17 protein-coding genes are annotated in these 19,925 nt (G+C 71.5%); 11 read left to right on the plus strand and 6 right to left on the minus strand.

From position 1 onward, the window contains the following. The first annotated feature begins 116 nt into the window (after positions 1-116). Positions 117-878, plus strand: coding sequence for an IclR family transcriptional regulator (locus AC1DWP_RS09005; protein WP_477614126.1), 762 nt, complete (start codon positions 117-119; stop codon positions 876-878). 54 nt (positions 879-932) lie between these two features. Beyond that, positions 933-1,613 carry a D-alanyl-D-alanine carboxypeptidase family protein gene (locus AC1DWP_RS09010; protein ID WP_477614127.1) on the plus strand — a complete coding sequence of 227 codons (681 nt, stop codon included), beginning with the start codon at positions 933-935 and terminating at the stop codon, positions 1,611-1,613. A gap of 11 nt (positions 1,614-1,624) precedes the next feature. Here the strand turns inward: AC1DWP_RS09010 and AC1DWP_RS09015 are convergent, their stop codons facing one another. Then, positions 1,625-3,091, minus strand: coding sequence for a PhoX family protein (locus tag AC1DWP_RS09015; RefSeq protein ID WP_477614128.1), 1,467 nt, complete (start codon positions 3,089-3,091; stop codon positions 1,625-1,627). Positions 3,092-3,192: 101 nt separating this feature from the next. Between AC1DWP_RS09015 and mobA the strand changes: the two genes are divergently transcribed. From mobA to AC1DWP_RS09055, 8 genes are all read left to right on the plus strand, one after another. Continuing rightward, entirely contained in the window at positions 3,193-3,789 is a 597-nt protein-coding gene (mobA, locus tag AC1DWP_RS09020; protein ID WP_477614129.1) for a molybdenum cofactor guanylyltransferase, read from the plus strand. After that, positions 3,786-4,763, plus strand: a complete 978-nt coding sequence (locus tag AC1DWP_RS09025; RefSeq protein WP_477614130.1) for an NAD(P)H-quinone oxidoreductase — start codon at positions 3,786-3,788, stop codon at positions 4,761-4,763. Before mobA ends, AC1DWP_RS09025 begins: the two co-directional genes overlap by 4 nt. 70 nt (positions 4,764-4,833) lie before the next feature. Next, on the plus strand, positions 4,834-5,196 hold the full coding sequence (locus tag AC1DWP_RS09030; protein ID WP_477614131.1) for a DUF1304 domain-containing protein: 363 nt from the start codon (positions 4,834-4,836) through the stop codon (positions 5,194-5,196). Positions 5,197-5,315: 119 nt separating this feature from the next. Next, positions 5,316-6,026, plus strand: coding sequence for a PadR family transcriptional regulator (locus AC1DWP_RS09035; RefSeq protein ID WP_477614132.1), 711 nt, complete (start codon positions 5,316-5,318; stop codon positions 6,024-6,026). Further along, complete coding sequence (locus AC1DWP_RS09040) at positions 6,023-6,772, plus strand: ABC transporter ATP-binding protein (protein WP_477614133.1); 750 nt, start codon at positions 6,023-6,025, stop codon at positions 6,770-6,772. The genes AC1DWP_RS09035 and AC1DWP_RS09040 overlap by 4 nt, the downstream gene beginning before the upstream one ends. A gap of 8 nt (positions 6,773-6,780) precedes the next feature. After that, positions 6,781-9,645: an ABC transporter permease gene (locus tag AC1DWP_RS09045; protein WP_477614134.1), complete on the plus strand. Its 2,865-nt coding sequence runs from the start codon at positions 6,781-6,783 to the stop codon at positions 9,643-9,645. A gap of 63 nt (positions 9,646-9,708) precedes the next feature. Further along, entirely contained in the window at positions 9,709-10,302 is a 594-nt protein-coding gene (locus tag AC1DWP_RS09050; RefSeq protein WP_477614135.1) for a bacterial proteasome activator family protein, read from the plus strand. A gap of 28 nt (positions 10,303-10,330) precedes the next feature. Next, on the plus strand, positions 10,331-11,986 hold the full coding sequence (locus AC1DWP_RS09055; RefSeq protein WP_477614136.1) for a DUF885 domain-containing protein: 1,656 nt from the start codon (positions 10,331-10,333) through the stop codon (positions 11,984-11,986). Positions 11,987-11,996: 10 nt separating this feature from the next. On the opposite strand, the gene AC1DWP_RS09060 is transcribed toward AC1DWP_RS09055, so the two are convergent. The 3 genes from AC1DWP_RS09060 to AC1DWP_RS09070 form a co-directional block, all read right to left on the minus strand. Continuing rightward, positions 11,997-13,442, minus strand: a complete 1,446-nt coding sequence (locus AC1DWP_RS09060; RefSeq protein ID WP_477614137.1) for an LVIVD repeat-containing protein — start codon at positions 13,440-13,442, stop codon at positions 11,997-11,999. A 111-nt stretch (positions 13,443-13,553) separates the two neighbouring features. After that, complete coding sequence (locus AC1DWP_RS09065; RefSeq protein ID WP_477614138.1) at positions 13,554-15,209, minus strand: FAD-binding dehydrogenase; 1,656 nt, start codon at positions 15,207-15,209, stop codon at positions 13,554-13,556. Positions 15,210-15,248: 39 nt separating this feature from the next. Continuing rightward, entirely contained in the window at positions 15,249-15,950 is a 702-nt protein-coding gene (locus AC1DWP_RS09070) for an HAD-IA family hydrolase (RefSeq protein ID WP_477614139.1), read from the minus strand. A 91-nt stretch (positions 15,951-16,041) separates the two neighbouring features. Between AC1DWP_RS09070 and AC1DWP_RS09075 the strand changes: the two genes are divergently transcribed. After that, complete coding sequence (locus AC1DWP_RS09075; protein WP_477614140.1) at positions 16,042-17,703, plus strand: metallophosphoesterase family protein; 1,662 nt, start codon at positions 16,042-16,044, stop codon at positions 17,701-17,703. An 81-nt stretch (positions 17,704-17,784) separates the two neighbouring features. On the opposite strand, the gene AC1DWP_RS09080 is transcribed toward AC1DWP_RS09075, so the two are convergent. Together AC1DWP_RS09080 and AC1DWP_RS09085 are read right to left on the minus strand one after the other, a co-directional pair. Further along, positions 17,785-18,687: a sucrase ferredoxin gene (locus AC1DWP_RS09080; RefSeq protein WP_477614141.1), complete on the minus strand. Its 903-nt coding sequence runs from the start codon at positions 18,685-18,687 to the stop codon at positions 17,785-17,787. Continuing rightward, positions 18,684-19,925: a cupin domain-containing protein gene (locus AC1DWP_RS09085; RefSeq protein WP_477614142.1), complete on the minus strand. Its 1,242-nt coding sequence runs from the start codon at positions 19,923-19,925 to the stop codon at positions 18,684-18,686. Before AC1DWP_RS09085 ends, AC1DWP_RS09080 begins: the two co-directional genes overlap by 4 nt.

The raw sequence follows: 19,925 nt of genomic DNA on the forward strand, positions 1-19,925 counted from the left end.
CACCCCTCACGACCACCACCTCGGGTATGCCGCGTGCGCGCCCTGCGCTCGCGGCACACCCGGTCGTGGTTCGCGCGTCGCGTCCGAGGATGTCTGACACCTGAGACACTGGTGGCGTGGCCAACGCACCCGCAGCCGCGCACACGCTCCAGTTGCTGACCCTCCTCGCGCGGCACACCGAACCGCTTCCGGCGGGGTCGATCGCGCGCGAGCTGGGGTTGCCGCGCTCGACGACGTACCACCTGCTCGCAGTGCTGCGCGACCACGGTTTCGTCACCCACCTGGAGGAGGAGCGGCGCTACGGCCTGGGTGTCGCGGCGTTCGAGCTGGGCTCTGCCTACCAGCGACAGGCGCCCCTGCAGCGGATCGCCCGGCCGTTGCTCGGCCGCCTCGTCGACACCACGACGCACAACGCCCACCTCGCGGTGCTGCACGGCCGCGACGTCCTCTACGTCATCGAGGAACGCGCCCCCGGCCGTCCCCTTCTCGTCACCGACGTCGGGGTGCGGCTGCCCGCGACCCTCACCGCCAGCGGCCTCGCGATGCTCGCCCAGCTGCCGGCGGCCCAGGTGCGGGCCCTGTTCCCACACCGCGACACCCTGGTGCAGCGCGACGGACACGGCCCCACCACTGTGAGCGAGCTACGGCGTGAGCTGACCGAGGTCCGCACCCGCGGCTACGCCCTCGAGGACGACTCGGTCAGCGCCGGGCTGTCGTCGGTGGCGCAGGCCGTCCTCGACCACACCGGACACCCGGTGGCCGGTGTGGCGCTGACGTTCCCGCGCGACGGGGTCGACGACACGGAACGCAGTCGGCTGGTCGCCGCCGTGTCCCGCGCCGCCGCCACGCTGTCCGCGCGAATCGGCGGCGTCCGCTGACATCCACCCCCGGCCTGCCAGACTCCAGAGGGCCGCAGCAGAGGGGGTGAGTCCATGACGACGACGCACGTGTCGGCTGGTCGGCGACGGCGCCAACGGCTGCGCCGCACCCTCGTCGTGACCGCCGTCCTGGTCGGGCTCGGCGGAGCAGCCGGGTATGCCGCGTGGCACGACGACTCCTCGGCTGCCGCGGGGCCGCAGGCGTCAGCCACCAGCGAGGCCGACCGGGGGGCGGCGCTCGCCGCGTCGAAGGCGAAGACGAAGACGGGGAGACCGAAAACCGCTGCTGGCAAAGGCTTTGCGCCAGTCGTCACCGACCGGATCCCCGCGCCGACGACGAGCCTGGCACTGTCCGCTCCGATCCCGGGCACCACGAACATGCAGGCCGCAGCCGCAGCCGCCTTCACCCGTGCCTTCGCCGACGCGCGCGCTGACGGGCTGGCTCCCGAGATCAGGTCGGCCTGGCGCAGCGCCGAGTGGCAGCAGATCCTGTTCGACCGGGCCGTGACGAAGTACGGCTCACGCGGGGAGGCTGCCAAGTGGGTACTCGCCCCGGCCAAGTCGGCGCACGTCAAGGGTTATGCGGTCGACGTGCACCCGCAGGCGGCGGCGACGTGGCTCCAGACGCACGGCGCGGCATACGGCATCTGTCGCACCTATGACAACGAGTGGTGGCACTTCGAGTACCTCGCCACCTCGACGTGCCCGCCCCGCCAGCCGACCGCAGCCGGCTGACGGGGGGCGGGTCAGACGCCGATCGTGTGCCAGGGCCCCCAGATCGCGAAGCTCAGTCCGGCGCTGGCCTGGATGTTGACGAACAAGGTCGACTTGTCTGGGCTGAACGTCGACCCCGCGAACTCGTCGTCGAACCTCGGCGTGCCGTTGGCGTTGGCTGCTCGGTTGAGTGCGATGTCCCAGAGCTGGCCGCCCTTGTTCAGTCCACGGATGTAGTTGTCCACGTCGTGGTCCTCGCACACGACGAGCGTGCCGCGGTTGCTCACGGTGATGTTGTCCGGGAAGTCGAACGTCTCCTTGCCGGGCGACTGGTAGACGAGCCGCAGCTTCTCGGAGCGGGTGTCGTAGGCCCACACCTGGCCGAAGCCGTTGCCGTACCCGGCGATGAGCTCGGGCCCGGTCTCGGCGTCGCCACCGCCCTGCGTCGAGGTGAAGTAGACGACTCCGTTGTCGTAGATCTGGCCCTCGAGCCGGGAGAAGCCTGCCGCGCCGAGCGCTCGACCCTGGTTGCTGACGTGGACCAGTGCGTCGTCGTTCTTCGTCGGCGCCGGCTGGCCCGGCGTGTAGGGGAAGGTCGGGTCGGGGTCGGCGATGTCCACCCACTCGACGTCGTAGACCGCTCCCTTGTCCTGGTGTGCCTCGAGGTGGGCGTTCGGCTGACCCTTGACGGCGAGCATCTGCAGGTGGCCGTCGTTGTCGAGGTGGCCGCTCTCCATCGGGTTGGTTCCCGGGGTGTACCGGTAGAAGCCGGACGGGAAGGCGAAGTTGTCCTCGGTGAGGTAGAGCCGTCCCTCGCGCGGATCGAAGGACACCGCCTCGTGGGAGAACCGACCTGCCCTCGTGATCGGCATCGCCGCCGAGCGGCCCGTGACGGGGACCTCGAAGACGTAGCCGTGCTTCTTGGCGAACGGGACATTGGACGCCCCGGTGAAGTCCGGCCCGACGTCGGGGCCGTTGACCGTCTCCTCGCAGGTCACCCAGGCACCCCACGGCATCTGCCCACCGGAGCAGTTGTTCGCGGTCCCGTTGATGGCGGTGAACTCCCCCAGGACCTCACCCTCGCCGGTCACGTCGACGTGGATGCACCCGCCCCGGGCGCCGGTGTCGTAGGTCCACGAGCCCACGGCGCCGAAAGGCGTTCCGGTGCCCGCGACCTCGTGGTTGCGAATGAGGGTGACGGCGCCGTCGGGGCCCTCGAAGGCACCCATGCCGTCGTGGCGTCCCGGCATGGGCTTGCCGTCCACGAGGGGCGGCGGCACCGCTTGGGTGTCGTGGAAGGAGCGGTAGCTGAACCCCTCCGGGAGGTGCAACCGCACCTTGCCGTCACGCAGGTCAGGCGTGGCACGCAGGCCGCGGAAAGGCGCCGCACCGATGGCCGATGCGGGACCCGCGACCAGACCGGCGAACGGGCCGGCCAACGCCGCCCCTCCCGCGACCGCAGCGCTCCCCTTCAGAAATGTGCGTCTTTCGAGCGTCATGATCCTCTTCCCTTCGAGATCGTCGAATCTCGCCAACCTAGACCGGACCCGCGCGCATCGGAACCCCCACAGCGCCCTCCCGGACCCCCCACAATGGGCCTGTGACCTCGGCCTTCGTCTCCACCGCACCGGTGGGTGCCCTCGTGACGGCGGTCGTGCTCTGCGGGGGCGAGGGGCGGCGCTTCGGGGGCGACAAGACCCGCGCCGACCTGGCCGGGAGCCCGGTGCTCGACCACGTCCTCGACGGCCTGCCGTCCGACTGGGCGGTCATCTGCGTCGGCGAACCGCGCCCCACCCGACGACCGGCGACCTGGTGCCGCGAGTCCCCTCCAGGGGGTGGCCCGGTCGCCGCGATCGCGGCTGCCCTGGCCCACGTCGAGCGGCCCCTCGTCGTCGTCCTCGGCGGTGACATGCCGTATGCCGCGGGCCCGGCTCCCAGCCTCGCCTCCCGCCTCGCGGCGTCCCCCGACGTCGAAGCGGTCCTCGGCAGGGACGGTGACGGACGGCTGCAACCGCTGCTCGCGGCATACCGGGCGGCTGCACTGCGCGACGCGCTGCCGGACCCGCCGGCGGGCACGCCGCTGATGCGGCTGCTCGACGCGCTGCGCACCCTCGTGGTGACCCTTCCTGAGGGTGCGGCACTTGACGTCGACACCACCGCTGACCTCGAGTCGGCGCGCCATAGGCTCGACCCGTGAAGGCGATCACCATCCCGCAGCCCGGCGACGCCTCGGCGCTCGTGCAGACCGAGGTCCCCGACCCGCACCCCGCTCCCGGCGAGGTCCGGGTCCGCGTGGTGGCGGCCGGAGTCAACCGGGCCGACGTCATGCAGCGGATGGGCTTCTACCCACCCCCACCCGGGGCGCCGGACTATCCCGGGCTCGAGGTCAGCGGCACGGTGGACGAGGTCGGCGACGGGGTCGACGGCTGGCACGTCGGCGACGAGGTCTGTGCGCTGCTGTCGGGTGGTGGCTATGCCGAGCTGGTGTGCGTGGCCGCCGAACAGCTCCTGCCGGTCCCGACCGGTGTCTCGCTCGTGGACGCGGCAGCCCTGCCCGAGGTGGTCAGCACGGTGTGGTCCAACGTGTTCATGACGGCGAATCTCCTTCCGGGACAGACCTTTCTGGTTCATGGTGGATCGTCGGGCATCGGGACGATGGCGATCCAGCTGGCCCGTGAGGTGGGAGCGCGCGTCGCCGTCACGGCCGGGTCGGCGGACAAGCTCGAGGTGTGTCGCCAGCTGGGCGCCGACATCCTCGTCAACTACCGAGAGCAGGACTTCGTCGAAGAGCTGCGCGCCGCGACCGCCGGGGCCGGGGCCGACGTCATCCTCGACAACATGGGAGCGAAGTACCTCGCCCGCAACGTCGACGCGCTGGCCCCCAACGGACGCCTGGTCGTGATCGGCTTGCAGGGTGGCGCGAAGGCGGAGCTCGACCTCGGGCTGCTGCTGCGCAAGCGAGCCGCCGTCATCGCCACCTCCCTGCGGGCCCGCCCTGCCCACGAGAAGGCCACCATCGTCGCGGCGGTGCGCGAGCACGTCTGGCCGCTCGTGGCGGCCGGTCGCGTCAAGCCCGTCATCCACAGCCGCTACCCGTTGGAACAGGCCGTGGACGCGCACCGCGAGCTCGAGGCCAGCGGGCACATCGGGAAGATCCTGCTGACCGCCTGAGGCCAGCACTCGGACCACCTGAACCAGCGAGTCGGGCACGCGGGCCGGCCGGGTCTGCCACCCTGAGGCCATGAACGCAGTCGCCACGGTGCTGGTCGCCCTCGTCGCCCTGATCCACGTCTACATCGTCGTGCTCGAGATGGCGCTCTGGACGACTCCTCGGGGCCGGGTCGCCTTCGGCCTGACGCCGGAGTTCGCCGAGCAGACCAAGGTCCTCGCCGGGAACCAGGGGCTCTACAACGGCTTCCTGGCTGCTGGGCTGGTCTGGGGCATCGTCGGCCCCGACCACCTGCGCTTCGCGTTCCAGGCCTTCTTCCTGCTGTGCGTGATCGTCGCCGGCGCCTACGGCGCGGCCACGGCCAGTCGCAGGATCCTGTTCGTCCAGGCGGTCCCCGGAGCCCTCGCCCTGGCCGCCGTCCTGCTGGCCCACTGACGCAAGCCCCCGCGGCGGGTTCAGGATGCTTGACGATCCTTCTACATACTCGGTATACATCTCCCCTACCAGGCGTGATACTGGGTAGGTAGGGGACACCAGAACGGGGACGGTGGCGGATGTCGGTCAAACAAGGGCTCCTGGCCCTGCTGGCGACCGAGCCGATGTATGGCGCGCAGCTGCGTGCCGAGTTCGAGGCGAGGACCGGGGGAACCTGGCCGCTCAACGTCGGGCAGGTCTACACGACGCTGGCGCGGCTCGAGCGCGACGGGCTCGTCGAGGCGATCGGGGAGGACGCCGAGGGGCGGATCTCCTACCGCCTCACCCGCACCGGGCGGGCCGAGGTCGCCAGGTGGTGGACGTCCCCCGTGAGCCGGGAGACCACCCCCCGCGACGAGCTGGTCATCAAGCTGGCCCTGGCCGTCACGGTCGACGGCGTCGACGTCAACCGGGTGGTGCAGACCCAGCGGACCGCCACCCTGCGCCACCTCCAGGACCTGACCCGCCTGAAAAAGCGGGCCACCACACACCACGAGTCGGCGGCGGACGGCGACGGCCAGGTGGACCTCGCCTGGCTCCTCGTCCTGGAGAACCTCATCTACGCCGGCGAGGCCGAGGTCCGCTGGCTCGACCACGTCGAGGCCCGGCTGGTGCGCGAGGCGACCCGCCCTCGGACGCCCGCGCGCGGCATACCCGGAGCAGTGGACGACGGGCGTCACCACGGCACCGACACCACCACAGCCACCAGCACGGACAACAGCACCGGCAGCAGCACCAGGGACAGCTCCGGTCACACCATCAGCTCAGCACTCAGGGGGGAACAACGATGAGAAGCGCACCCAGCTCGTCACCGAGCACCGACGTGATCCTGCGCCTGGACAACGTCACCCGCGTCCACGGCACCGACAGCACGGCGGTCCGCGCCCTGGCCGGCGTCAGCCTCGACGTCCGCGCCGGAGAGCTCGTCGCCGTCATGGGCCCGAGCGGCTCCGGCAAGTCCACGCTGCTCAACCTCGCGGGCGGACTCGACGCGGCCACCAGCGGACAGGTGATCATCGAGGGCCAGAGCATCGGGAGCCTCAAGGCCGACGCCCTCGCACGGCTGCGGCGTCGACGGGTCGGGTTCGTCTTCCAGGACTTCAACCTGATCCCGTCCCTCACCGCGGTCGAGAACGTCGCCCTCCCCCTCGAGCTCGACGGCCAGCGCGTCGGCAGGGCGCGCCGCAGGGCTGTCGACGCGCTGACGATGGTGGGGGTGCAGGAGCTCGCGGACCGATACCCGGACAAGATGTCCGGCGGCCAGCAGCAGCGGGTGGCGATCGCCCGCGCGCTGGTCGGTGACCGTCGCCTGGTGCTCGCCGACGAACCCACCGGCGCCCTCGACTCGCACACCGGCGAGGGCGTGCTGCGCGTCCTGCGCGAACGCTGCGACGCCGGCGCGGCCGGACTCCTCGTCACCCACGAGGCGCGGCACGCGGCCTGGGCCGACCGGGTCGTGTTCCTGCGTGACGGCGTGGTCGTCGACAGCACCGGATCGCCAGAGACGGCCGAGACGCTCCTCGAGCCCACCGCCTGAGGCCGGCCATGACGACACTCCTGGAGCAGGAGGCACCCGTGGGTATGCCGGGTGGTTCCGGCCGTGCCGACGGCTCGGGCTCCCGCGCCGCCCGGTGGCGTGCCTCGTGGCGGATCGCCCTGCGCATGGCCAGGCGCGACCTGCGTCGCCACAAGGGTCGGTCGATCCTCGTCTTCCTGATGGTCGCCATCCCCGTGGGGTTGCTGGCCGGCGGCGCGACCCTGGGCGCCACGGAGCAGGCCGACGGAGCCGATCTCGTGACGGCCCGGATGGGTACGGGCCAGGCGCTCGTCCAAGGGCCCCAGATCGGGAAGATCCAGCAGACCCCCGACCCGAACCGCGGTGGCAGCGGATGGGGCGGCGACAACCCGGCCACCACGATCCCCGGTTTCGTGGCGAGCGGGTCGTCGACCGACAACGCGGCCGCGATCGGTCGGCTCGCGGGTGGGGCGACTGCCGTCGCCGTGGGGGAGACGCAGATGCGACTCGTCGTCGGAGACCGCCGGGTGCGTGTCACGGGGCTCGTCGCCGACCCGCGGGTGGCGGACCTCGGCGACAAGGCGCGGCTCGCCTCCGGTTCGTGGGGGGCCGATCCGGACGAGATCGTCATCACCCCCGCCGGCGAGCGCAAGGGACTGCCGCGCTCCGGCACGGTGACGCTGTCAGCCGGCGGAACCGAACGATCAATGAAGGTCGTCGGCACCGCCACGGCCCTGCTCGAGTGGGGCGGCATGCCCGACTTCGTGGTGCCCTCGATGCCGGACGGTGCCGCCGCCGACGCGAGTGGAATGGGGGCAGCGGGGTCCTGGGTGCTGGTGGGCGGTGGACCGGTGAGCTGGGAGGAGGTCCAGCGGCTCAACGGCTACGGCCTGACCGTGTACAGCCGTGCGGTGCTCGAGAACCCCCCGCCGGAGAGCTCGTTGCCCGTCGAGCTGCGCTCCCAGAACGACTTCACCCAGGACACCAGTCGGATGATCGCCGTGATCGGCGGGGTGATGCTCTTCATCCTCACCACGCTCCTCGTCGGCCCGGCCTTCGCGGTGAGCGCCGCCCGACAGCGGCGGACCCTCGCCCTGGCGGCGACCAACGGCGCTGAGACACGACAGCTGCGCCGCACCGTGCTCGCCCAGGCGCTGGTCCTCGGTGTGATCTCGGCACTGGGCGGCGTCCTCCTGGGGATTGCCGCGGTGACCGTCGGCCTGTGGTGGTGGGTGCGAACGCACCCGGAGAGCTCGTTCGCCGCGATCCGCCTCGACCTCCCCTGGACGGCGTTCGCGATCCTCGTGCCCTGCGCCGTCCTCAGCGCGATCATCGCGGCGCTGCTGCCTTCGATGCGCCTGGGTCGCCTCGACATCATCGGCGTGATGCGCGGCCAGAGCGTGTCGCCGAGGCTCAACAAGGTGGTTCCCGTCGTCGGCCTGGTTCTCGCCGTCATCGGGGGCGCGGTCGTGCTGTCCGCGGCGCAGCTGCGCGGCGGTGGCGACTTCCGTGTGGCCATCGGCGCCGTCGGCCTGGTGCTCGGCACCCTGCTCCTTGTCCCCGCGATCCTGGTCGCCTTCGGCAGGCTGGCCACACGGCTCCCGGTGGCACCACGGATCGCGATCCGCGACGCCGCGCGACACCGCAGCCGCTCCACCCCGACCGTCGCGGCGATCCTGGCCGGTGTCGTCGCGCTGACCGCCTTCAGCATCGGGCTGGCCAGCGACACCAAGCAGCAGATGGCGACCTACCAGCCCCAGGCGTTGCGCGGTGAAGGAGTCGTCTACACCGCTGACCCGGAGATGCGGTTGTCCGCCGCGGCCGCACTCAAGCAGTTCCCCGCCCTGGTCCAGACGCCCTTCTCGGTGGCGCGTCCCAAGGAGGACCCGATGATGAACGCGGGCACCGCGGCACCGGGCAAGCCCGTCGAGTTCGTGTCCGTGGTGCCCGAGGGGTGCACGGCGACGTTCACCCTCCCGAGCAGCACGGGCGAGCACCAGAACTGCGTCCGCCTCGGTAGCCAGGCCTACGACCGGGGACAGATCGGCGCCCTTCCGGCCTCCGAGATCGCCCGGCGGTTCCGGCTCACCGAGACGCAGCGCACGGCAGTGCAGAAGGGTGCGATGGTCGTGGCCCTGAAGGACCTGGGGGCCAAGCCGGCGCTGACCGTGGTCTCCGGCACCTTCGTCCTCGACAACCAGACGTATGCCGCGACCCAGGTCACCGAGCGCACGACCACCTCGGTCCCGGTCGTGGGCGTGCCCGCCGACCGACTCACGGACGGCTCGATGCCGGGTCAGTCGGGCGCCATCGTCTCCACCGAGACCGCGACCAGGCTGGGATGGCCGCTGCAGCAGGAGTCGGTCCTGCTGCGCGACGCCGAGGGCGCCATCAGCTCCGATACCCAGAAGGCCCTGGACGAGCTCGTCGGCGACGGCGGCGGCGTCTATGTGGAGCGGGGTTTCCAGCGCTACGACCAGACGGTCATGCGGATCATGATGGGCGTCGCCGCGCTCCTGCTGCTCATCGTGACCCTCATCTCCACGGCGCTGTCGATGGCCGAGCAGCAGGCCGACTCCGGCACCCTCGCGGCGGTCGGCGCCACCCGTCGCACCCGGCGCGCCTTCGCCGCCTCCCAGGCCATGGTGGTCGGGTTCATCGGCGCCATCCTCGGCATCGCCGTCGGCCTGGTCCCCGGCATCGCGATCACCTATCCCCTCACCACGCAGTACAACTCGGACCCGGCCACCGGCGTGGAGCAGTGGAGCGGACCCTTCCTGTCGATCCCCTGGACACCGCTGCTGCTCGTCGTGCTCGGGGTGCCGCTGCTCGCAGGACTGCTCTCCGCCTTGGCGATCAGACGAGCTCCCGCCATGACGCGCCGGGCCGACTAGCGTGCCGCCCTCCCGCGACCACACCCCTGATGGCCGTGGACGGGGTGGGGCAGGATGGGTGGCATGAGCCAGACGCCAGACCAGCACGAGACCGACCCGACCGCCAACGGCGACCAGCAGCGCGTCGTGGTGGTGACCCAGGACGGCATGGGCGTCGCCCCGCACCGTGACGGTGAGGACGGACCCACGAACCCCGCCGACCTCGTGGAGCAGCCGGCCAAGGTCATGCGCATCGGCTCGATGATCAAGCAGCTGCTCGAAGAGGTGCGCAACGCCCCGCTCGACGAGGCCGGCAGGGCCCGGCTGGCGGAGATCCACCGCCGCTCGATCAAGGAGCTCGAGGACGGCCTGGCTCCCGAGCTGATCGACGAGCTCGAGCGGATCGCCTTGCCCTTCAACGAGAACGAACCACCCACGGACGCCGAGCTCCGCATCGCCCAGGCCCAGCTCGTGGGCTGGCTCGAGGGCCTGTTCCACGGCATCCAGACGGCGCTGTTCGCCCAGCAGATGGCGGCCCAGCAACAGCTCCAGCAGATGCGGCGTGCCCTTCCGCCCGGTCACGCGCCCGAGGGCGGACCCGGCGCCGAGGGCATGGCCGGCGCACACGGCATACCTCCACACCCCGGTGAGAGCGGCCCGACGGGCCAGTACCTCTGACCGGCAACCACCCGCTACGTTCTGGGTCATGACGGACTCGGTGCAGCAGCTGGCGGACGACTTCCACGACTACCGCATGCGGACCTCGCCCACCTGGGCGCACATGCTGGGTGACTACCGTTTCGCCGACCGGTACGAGGACGGGTCGCGGGCTGCTGAGGACGCCGAGGTCGCGTCCCTGCGCGAGTTCGCCGCGCGCGCCGAAGCCATCCCCGACGAGGGCCTCGACGGCCCGGACCGGGTGACCCGCGATGTCGTTGCCTTCGACGCGACGACCTCGGCCGACGTGGGCGAGTCGCACCTGGCCGAGTTCGGCGTCGACCCGGTCTTCGGGGTCCAGGTCGCCCTCGGTGTCACCATCGCCGGGTTGTCGCTGCCGACCGCGGACGTCGCCGACGCCATGGTGTCCAAGTACCGCGGGATCGGCCAGAACATCAAGGACTTCGCCGAGCGGCACCGCGAGGGCGTTGCCTCGGGACGCACGCCCGCAGCCTTCGCCGTGGAACGCTCGATCGAGCAGGTCGAGCAGTGGCTGGCCACTCCGCTCGACGAGGACGTGCTCCTCACGTCCACGACCGAACCGCCTGCCGGCCATGACGTCGAGGCCTGGCGCGGCCGCCTCGCGGACGTCATCGCCGCCGACGTCCGTCCCGCCCTCGAGGCCTTCCGCGACGTGCTGCGCGACGAGGTCACGCCGGTGATGCGACCCGACGAGCAGTGCGGCCTGTCCTGGCTCCCGGACGGGGAGCAGACCTATGCCCACCTGCTGGCCCGCGACACGACGACCTCCCTCACCGCACAGCAGATCCACGAGATCGGGCTGCAGCAGATCGCCTCGCTCGAGGACGAGTACCGCTCTCTCGCACCGGAGGTGGTCGGCACCGACGACCTCCCGTCGATCTACCGAGGGCTTCGGGACGACCCCGCGCTGCGGCACTCCAGCTCGACCGAGATCGTCGCCGCCTGCGAGACCGCGTTCGCCAAGGCGCGCGGGGTCATGCCCGAGTGGTTCGACCGGTTGCCGGTCGCGGACTGTGTGGTGAAGTCCACCGACGTGGGTGCCGCGGCCTACTACTTCCCGCCCGCGGACGACGGCAGCCGCGGCGGGACGTTCTACATCAACACGGCCGACCCGGCGCACTGGGGACGTTTCGAGCTGGAGGCGCTGTCGTACCACGAGGGCATCCCCGGCCACCACCTCCAGCTGGCCATCGCCGGCGAGCTCACCGAGGTGCCGAAGTACCGCAAGTTCACGATCTTCAACGCCTACGCCGAGGGCTGGGGGCTCTACACCGAACGTCTCGCCGACGAGATGGGCCTCTACACCAGTCCGCTCGAACGGCTCGGCATGCTCACCATGGACTCCATGCGCGCCTGCCGGCTCGTCGTCGACACCGGCCTGCACGCGATGGGGTGGAGCCGCCAGCAGGCCGTCGACTACATGGTCGCCAACTGCCCACTCAGCGTCGGTGGGGTCAAGGCCGAGATCGACAGGTATGCCGTGATGCCGGGTCAGGCGTGCGGCTACATGATCGGGCGGCTCGAGGTCCTGCGGATCCGTCGGGAAGCACAGGAGCGACAAGGGGACCGGTTCGACATCAAGGCGTTCCACAACGCCGTGCTCGACGGCGGCAGCGTGCCCCTGGCCGTGCTCGACACCGTCGTCCGCGACCGCCTCCCCTGACGGCCTGGCCCTAGGGCAGGAGGCCGCTGGGAACGGCCGACGGTGCCGCCGACGTGGTCCGCGCACCCGGCAGGTCGGCGGTGTAGACATCGAGTCCCCGGACCAGGTCGACCGAGTACACGATGTTGGTCTTGCGATCGGTTCGGACGTCACCCTTGGTGTAGTCCGGCACCCAGTAGGAGTCCCACACCTCCGAGGCGCCCCACACGGCGTGGCCATAGGGCTTGATGTCGCGCGGGTCGCGGACGTCGACCAGCTGGGTCCCGCCGCCGTAGAAGCCCACGGTGACGACTCCCGAGGGGTGGAAGTCGAACCAGTGCGCGGAGCAGAACGCGCCCACCGGCAGCGGGAAGGAGCCCAGGTCGGACAGCTCGACCTTGTCGAGCGGGACGATCGCGTCCGGGGTGCCGTCGAGCCGCTTCACCCACCAGGTCTGGAACGAGCCGGACTTGGTGCAGTCGACCTGCTCGTAGTCCTCCTCGGTGACCAGGAGGATGTTGCCGTTGGCCAGGCGGGGTGCTGCGTCAGCGACGAAGGCCTCGGCGTTGGGCCGGAACGAGTTGTGGTGGATGAAGTCGTTGTACCCGTTCTTGGTGGTGCCGTCCGCCTCGAGCCCGCGGCCGGCGAGTCCGGTGGTCGTGACCACGCGGGGGTGGAGCGGGTCGCGCACGTCGAAGATCGACGAGCCGTTGTAGCCGGTGTGCGTCGCGTATCCGGCCTTGTCGAAGTTCCACTTGTGCCCACCGCTCGGCGAGGCGAAAGGCTGAACCCCGACCGTCGCCGGGTCCGCGTCGACCTCGTGCGGTGCGTCGAGGTTGTCGAGGTCGATCATCGAGAAGTTCGTGCGACCACCTGCGGAGTAGGCGTAGCGGCAGTCGCGGTCGTCGACGCAGGCCACCGTGTGCGTGCTCGTGGTGGCCGTCGCGCTTGAGCGCAGTCGTGGCTTGGTCGGGTCAGTGACATCGACGACGATGAGCTCCTTGCCACCAGCCGCCGCGGCGGTGTGCTGGATGTCTGCGGACACGTCGTAGGTGTCCACACCGATGAGCGCAAAGCGTTCGGTACCGGCAGCGGTCTTGCGTTCGCCGCAGTTGATCGCCTCGTTCTCGAAGACCAGGTTGGGCAGCGTGCCGACCAGCTTGGGCGCGACCGGGTCACTGACGTCGAAGACGCTGAGCGAGTCCAGCGAGGACATGACGAACAGCGGGGCGGTCTTGAGGAAGCAGCCGGAGATGCCGGCCGTTTCCGGGAAGTTCGCCTCCAGGCGCAGGTTGGGGCTGTTCACCAAGGGCACGCTCGTGCCGCCCGAGTAGGCCTGACGCGCTGCTGCCGCTCGCCCTGCGTCCTTGCCGTGGTCTCCGTGAGCGGAGGCGAAACCGGCCGTCGACGGGACCAGGATGGCGGCGCCGGCGATACCGGTCAGGACGGCGCGAACGGATGGGCTGATGCGGTGCATGTGATCCTCCAGAGGTGCGGCTCTTGGTCGGACAACGAGGCTCAGCCTGGACAAGTCACGAAAAGCGGCGGCGGCCCGGCGGGCCGCCCTCGACGAACCGGCGACCCGCGGTCAGCTGACGGCGGCTGCGGCTGCCCTGCCTGCGGTCCGCCCGGAGAAGATGCAGCCGCCGAGGAAGGTGCCCTCGAGCGCGCGGTACCCGTGCACCCCACCGCCGCCGAACCCGGCAACCTCGCCCGCGGCATACAGGCCGGGCACCGGCTCACCCGACGCGGACAGGACGCGCGACGAGAGGTCGGTCTCGAGGCCGCCGAGGGTCTTGCGGGTGAGGATGTTGAGGCGCACCGCGATGAGCGGGCCGGCCTTGGGGTCGAGGATGCGGTGTGGTGACGCCGTGCGGATCAGCTTGTCACCACGGTAGTTCCGCGCCCCACGCACGGCGGTCACCTGGGCGTCCTTGCAGAAGTCGTTGTCGATCTGCCGGTCACGGTCGACGATCTGGCGTTCGATGTGGACCAGGTCGAGAGGGGCGTCGGGGGTCAGCGCGTTCATCTTGGCGACGAGCTCGCCGAGGGTGTCGGCCGAGACGAAGTCGGCGCCCTTGTCGAGGAACGCGCGCACCGGTCCGGGCATGTCGGCCCGGGCACGCCCCAGCACGTCCTTGACCGACTTGCCGGTGAGATCGGGGTTCTGCTCCGAACCGGAGAGCGCGAACTCCTTGCCGATGATCTTCTTCGTGAGGATGAACCAGCTGTGGTCGTGCCCGGTCCGGCGCAGGTGCGACAACGTGCCGAGCGTGTCGAAGCCGGGAAAGAGCGGGGCCGGCAGCCGGTCGCCGTTCCCGTCGAACCACAGGGAGCTCGGCCCGGGCAGGATGCGGATCGCGTGGGACGGCCAGATGGGGTCCCAGTTCTCGATGCCCTCGACGTAGTGCCACATCCGGTCAGGGTTGACCAGGCGCCCACCCGCGGCCTCGGTGATGGCCAGCATCCGGCCGTCGACGTGCGCCGGGACCCCCGTGAGCATGTGCTCGGGCGCGCCGCCCAGCCGTTCGGGCCAGTTGGCGCGGACGAGGTCGTGGTTGGCGCCGATGCCGCCGCTGGTGACCACGACCGCCTGCGCGGTCAGCTCGAACTCGCCGACGGCGTCGCGGTTGGTCGGCCTGCCCCGTGAGGCATCGTCGGCAGCCAGGAGCGTGCCCCGGACCCCGGTGACGGTGCCGTCCGAGGTGACCAGCTCGTCGACCTGGTGCCGGTGCCGCAGCTCGACGCGACCCGCTGCGACGTGCTCGGCGACGCGCCTCAGGAACGGCGCCAGCACCCCGGGCCCGGTCCCCCAGACGATGTGGAACCGCGGCACCGAGTTGCCGTGCCCCGACGCGGACCCGTCGCCGCGCTCGGCCCAGCCGACGACGGGGAAGAACCGCATGCCCTGCTCGTGCAGCCAGGACCGCTTCTCCCCGGCCGCGAAGTCGACGTAGGCGCGGGCCCACTGGGCGCCCCATTTGTCCTCGTCGTCGAGCCGGTCGAAACCCGCCGAGCCGTTCCAGTCCTGCCAGGCCAGGTCGACGGTGTCCTTGATGCCCATCCGTCGCTGCTCGGGGCTGTCCACGAGGAACAGCCCACCGAACGACCAGTGCGCCTGCCCGCCGAGGTTCGCCGCACTCTCCTGGTCGACGACCAGGACCCGGCGCCCCGCATCGGCGATCTCGGCAGCAGCAACGAGTCCGGACAGTCCGGCTCCGACCACGATGACGTCAGCGTCCATGACCGCACCCTATGGCGCAGGCGGTCACCGCGGGTTCGGTCACACGGGGTCGGTCACCCGGGGGCGGTCCGTGAGGCGAACGCGACCGGACTCGACAACGAACCGCACGTCGCCCAGGTCGTCGACCACCGCGTCCGCGACGAGCTCGGCGCGAGCCGTCGTCGTCGTGACGGCGAGCGTCGCACACCCAGCCGCCCGGGCTGCTTCGAGCCCGCCGGGCGCGTCCTCCACCACGAGGCAGTCGGCCGGGTCGACCCCCAGCCGTGCGGCTGCGAGCAGGAAGGGGTCGGGGTGCGGCTTGCCCCGGGCCACGTCGCTCGCGGTCACGACGACAGCGGGCGCCGGAACCCCTGTCGCGGCGATCCTCGCGGTGGCCAGCGGGGTCGTGCACGAGGTGGCGATCGCCGCCAGGTCGCGGCCGTCGGCCCCGGCGGCGCGCAGGGTGGTGAGCGCGTCGAGCGCGCCGGGAAGGATCGCGATGCCCTCGGTGTCCGCGATCTCGATCGCCTCGATCCGGTCGAAGGCGGCGTCGACGCGCTCCAGCGGCAGCAACGCCGTGATGATGCCCCGCGCCGGCACACCGTGGAAGCCGTTCAGCCGGCCGGGGTCGACACCCTCCTCCTGCGCCCAGCGCAGCCAGGACCGGACCACCACGGGAATCGAGTCGATCAGCGTCCCGTCCATGTCGAACAACACCGCCGCGAAGGTGCGGCCCTCGAGCGTTCCCAGGCTGCGCGGCATACCCCAAGCCTAGGAGGCCCCGGGGGGCGGCATGGAGGAGGCGGGGGCTGGTGACCGTGGGGCCACCGGCGCCGCCCGTTACGGTGGAGACGTGAGCACGCCCCCCGAGAGCCCACGTCGGTGGCGGCGTGTGTCCCGGTGGCTGCTGCGGCTCGGCGCCCTGGTCGTCCTCTTCGTCGCCTGCAACAGCGGCGGCGTGGCCGCGACGACGCTCTTCCCGAGCAGTGCCGACACCCTCAACTACGGCGCCGACCTGCGGCTGTCGCTGAACCCCGGCGACGTCTCCGCCATCCAGAGCCCGACCATCTTCGGCGACATCCGGATGGACTTCGCGGGACTGGTGCCGGCACCCGGCGTGGTCGCCCAGGTGCACGTCAAGGAACGCATCACCGATCTCCTCGCGCGTCCCAACATCTCGGTCCAGTCCCTCCAGCCCGGTCCCCTCGAGCTCGAGCGCGCCGCCCGCGGTGGCGCGATCGCCCTGGGCTGGCGGTTCGCCGCCGGTGCCCTCGTCGTGGCCCTCCTCGGCCTCGGCGGGTATGCCGCGTGGCGGCGACGCGCGCCGCGGGTGCGGTGGAGCGCGGTGGTCGCCTCCGTGTGGGTCTCCTCCTGCGTCGCGACGTTCGGGGTGATCGGGGTGACCTACCAGCCCGAACGGCTCGACAGCTTCACCACCACAGGGATCCTCGGGACGGTCCAGCGCAACGCCGACCTGCTGGAGGGAGTCGAGACCAGGGCCGAGCAGGTCACGCCCTACCTCAAGAACCTGCTCGCGCTCTCGGCCGCGCTCCAGGACAAGTACTCACCGCAGGTGCTCGGCCAGCCGGTCGCCGCGCGGATCCTGCTCGTGTCGGACATCCACGGCGCCAACCAGTACGCCCTCATGAAGACCATCGTCGAGCAGGAGCGGATCGACGCGGTCATCGACTCCGGTGACCTGGTGAACTTCGGCAGCGCCACGGAGGCGGATGCGGCCGACCTCTTCAAGGGAATCGCCTCCCTGGGGGTGCCGTACCTCTTCGTCAAGGGCAACCACGACGGACGGTCCGACGTCGACCGTGAGGTGCTGGACCGGCTCGCCTCCATCCGGAACGTCGTGCTGCTCGAGCCCGACGCTCAGACCTACACGGTCGAGAGCATCCACGGCCTGCGGATCGCCGGGTTCAACGACCCTCGGTGGTTCGGCGACGACAACACCAACAACGCCGCCAAGCAGAGGCCGGCGGCAGCGCGGTTCAACGCCGCCATGGCGGACCTCGCCGCCCCGGACATCGTCGTCTCCCACGAGCCGTCGGCGGCCAAGGACGTTGCCCGGGCAGGCATCCGGGTCAACGGCCACCTGCACGCCACGCAGCTCGAGGGGTCACGGATCGGAGTCGGCACCTTCACCGGCGGTGGACCGTTCAGCCACTTCATCGCGAGCGAGGACACAGGTGCTGCCGGCAACGGCGACAAGGGCGACGCCGGCGAGCTCACCGGCCAGCCGTCCGCGTTCGACATCGCGACGTTCGGCACCGACTGCCGACTGGCCTCACTCACGCGCTACCAGTTCCGCAACGTCATCGAAGGACGCCCCGCCTACGACGACGTGACCCTGATCAACGGGTCGAGGATCGAGGACCGTGCACCCGAAGCTGCACCGCCGGCCGGCGAGGGCGAGGGCGCCGGGACGCCCGGAGCCGCGAAGCCGACCCGGACCTGCGGTCCCACCGTGGAGCAGACCAGGGAACGCGTGACCGCCACGCCACGCTGAAACCCGTCTCCGGGACGGGGCGGGCCGTCCTGGCCCCTCCTTGCCAGCCTGACCCTCCTGGCCAGCCGGGTCGGCCCGGTCCTAGCCGGCGGGGCCGGCGACCACGGCAGTCCACGTGTATGCCGTGGCGTCGGCCTCGGCCCGGCAGGTGAGCCGGGCGGCGGCCTGGCTGGTGCGTCGGACGGTCACCGCCGACCGCGCCGGCACGGCTCCCCGGCCCAGCACCTCGACGCGCCACACCTCGCCGTCCGTGACCACCTCGCCGGGCAGCACGTCACCGGCCGCCGCCGGACCGTGGGCGCGCAGAACCGCAGCGAGGGCGGCCTGCACGGGGGGTCGGTGGGCCGAGAACCCGCGCAGGTGCTCGACGTCCACGGACCCTGAGAGGTGGCCCTGCACCACGTCGACGGCGCTCGCCGCGTCGAGGCCGCCATAGACGGTGCCGTCGGGGACGACGAGCAGGTTGGCGGCGAACCGGTCGCCGCCTATGTGGGTGCACTCCCAGGTCTGTTGCGGCCAGCGGACCGCGAGCGCCTGAGCGACCGGGCGCCCCCTGACCGCACAGCAGAGATCGTGCCTGCCATGCGTGCAGACCAGGAAGAGCGGGTCGGGCGGGTGTCCGCCGACCCTGCCGGCGGGTCCGTGGAGCAGGGCCGAGCCGGCGGCGAGCAGGTCCTCCGACCGCCCCCAGGTGCCCCACTGCTGTCGGCCGTCGAGGTCGAGAACGGTCCAGCGGCGCTGCTCCGGAGGTCGCGGCACGACGGGCCGGCCGGGTCGGCGGATCAGCACGACCCTGCCACCGACGTCCAGGGCGGTCCGATGCAGGCGATCCGCGACCGCAGCGTCGATGCCGGGGCTGTCGAGCGCTGCTGGAGCCCATCCGCCAGGGTGCTCGACGAGGAGCCACCGCACGGCCGGAGCCGCGGTGCCCACCAGCGGGTCGCCCCGACGCCGGGCAGACGTCGAGCACCGGGGAGTCGTCATCCGGGGACGACGACGCCGGAGCGCATCAGGGTCCGGGCGAGGTCCAGCCCGAGCTCCCCCACAGTCGCGGAGCCAGAGGCCAGGAGCTGCTCCACGGCAGCCAGGTCGGCTCGCTCGACGGGAAGCGCTCCGGTTCGGCTGCGCAGCACCGTGCGGCCTCCGGCGGCCGGCACGAGGGCGGCCGCCACATGGGCGCGCAGCTCGACCCGCGACGACTCGGTGAGGGCACGGGCCGCCTCGGCCTGGGCCAACGGTGCCAACGGTGCCGGGCGCTGGGCGGCTCGGGCCGCGCCGGCCAGGCCGTTGCGGAGGTCGGCGGCGTCGACCTCCGCAAGCGCCTCGATCAGGGCGGCACGGACGGCCTCGACGTCGTCGGCGGCCGGACCGGCCGCGACCAGGTCCGTGCCCACCGGCAGGGCCGACCTCAGCTCGAGGGATCGGCTGGCGCGGGTCACGGCGGCGCGAACGAGCTCGTCCGCCACGTGGCGTCGGGTCCACGAATGGACGCCGATGGTGAGGTGGATGCTCGTACCCCCCAGGGCCGTGGCCGAGTGGAGGTATCCCCTGGGAAGGTAGAGGCAGTCACCCGGGGCGAAGGTCTCCTCGATGAGGGGTCGGTCCTGGGCAGCCTCCTCAACGGCAGCTCGCCGGTCCGTCCACGGCTCGTCACGCAGCGGCAGCTCGTGCACGGGTGGGCGGATCCGCCACCTCTTCTCGCCCGCGACCTGCAGGACGAACACGTCGTGCACGTCGTAGTGGTCACTGAAGCCGGTGTTCTCGGGTGGGGTGACGTAGGCGTTCACCTGCACCGGGTGACCGAGCTCGGCCGCCAGGGCCTGGGAGAAGTCGATGATCGGGCGCCAGGTCCGGTGCAGCCCCTGAAGGACCAACGTCGCACCCTCGGAGAAGTGGTGCAGGACCGCGTCGTCGCTGGCCTGGTCACCGATGGCGGCGCCGATCCCTCCGCCGCGGGTGAAGCTGCGGTCCTCGAGCGTGGTCCCCTCACGCGCCATGCGCAGGAACGGTGTTCGTAGCCCACGACCGGAGACGAGCTCGTCGACGGCATCGGCGGAGAAGAGGTCGTCGAAGGACCTCGGCAGGTCGGCCGCTCGGCTGAGCAGGGGTTCGCGCGACCAGTAGCGCTGCCCGAACTCGGCCGGGGCGACGGCCAGCAGTCGTGACAGCACCGGGTGCCCACCGCTGGTGGCGGGCACCCGGTGCGGCGACGTGGTCGTCAC

The sequence above is a fragment of the Pedococcus sp. P2_F6 genome (assembly GCF_056403675.1).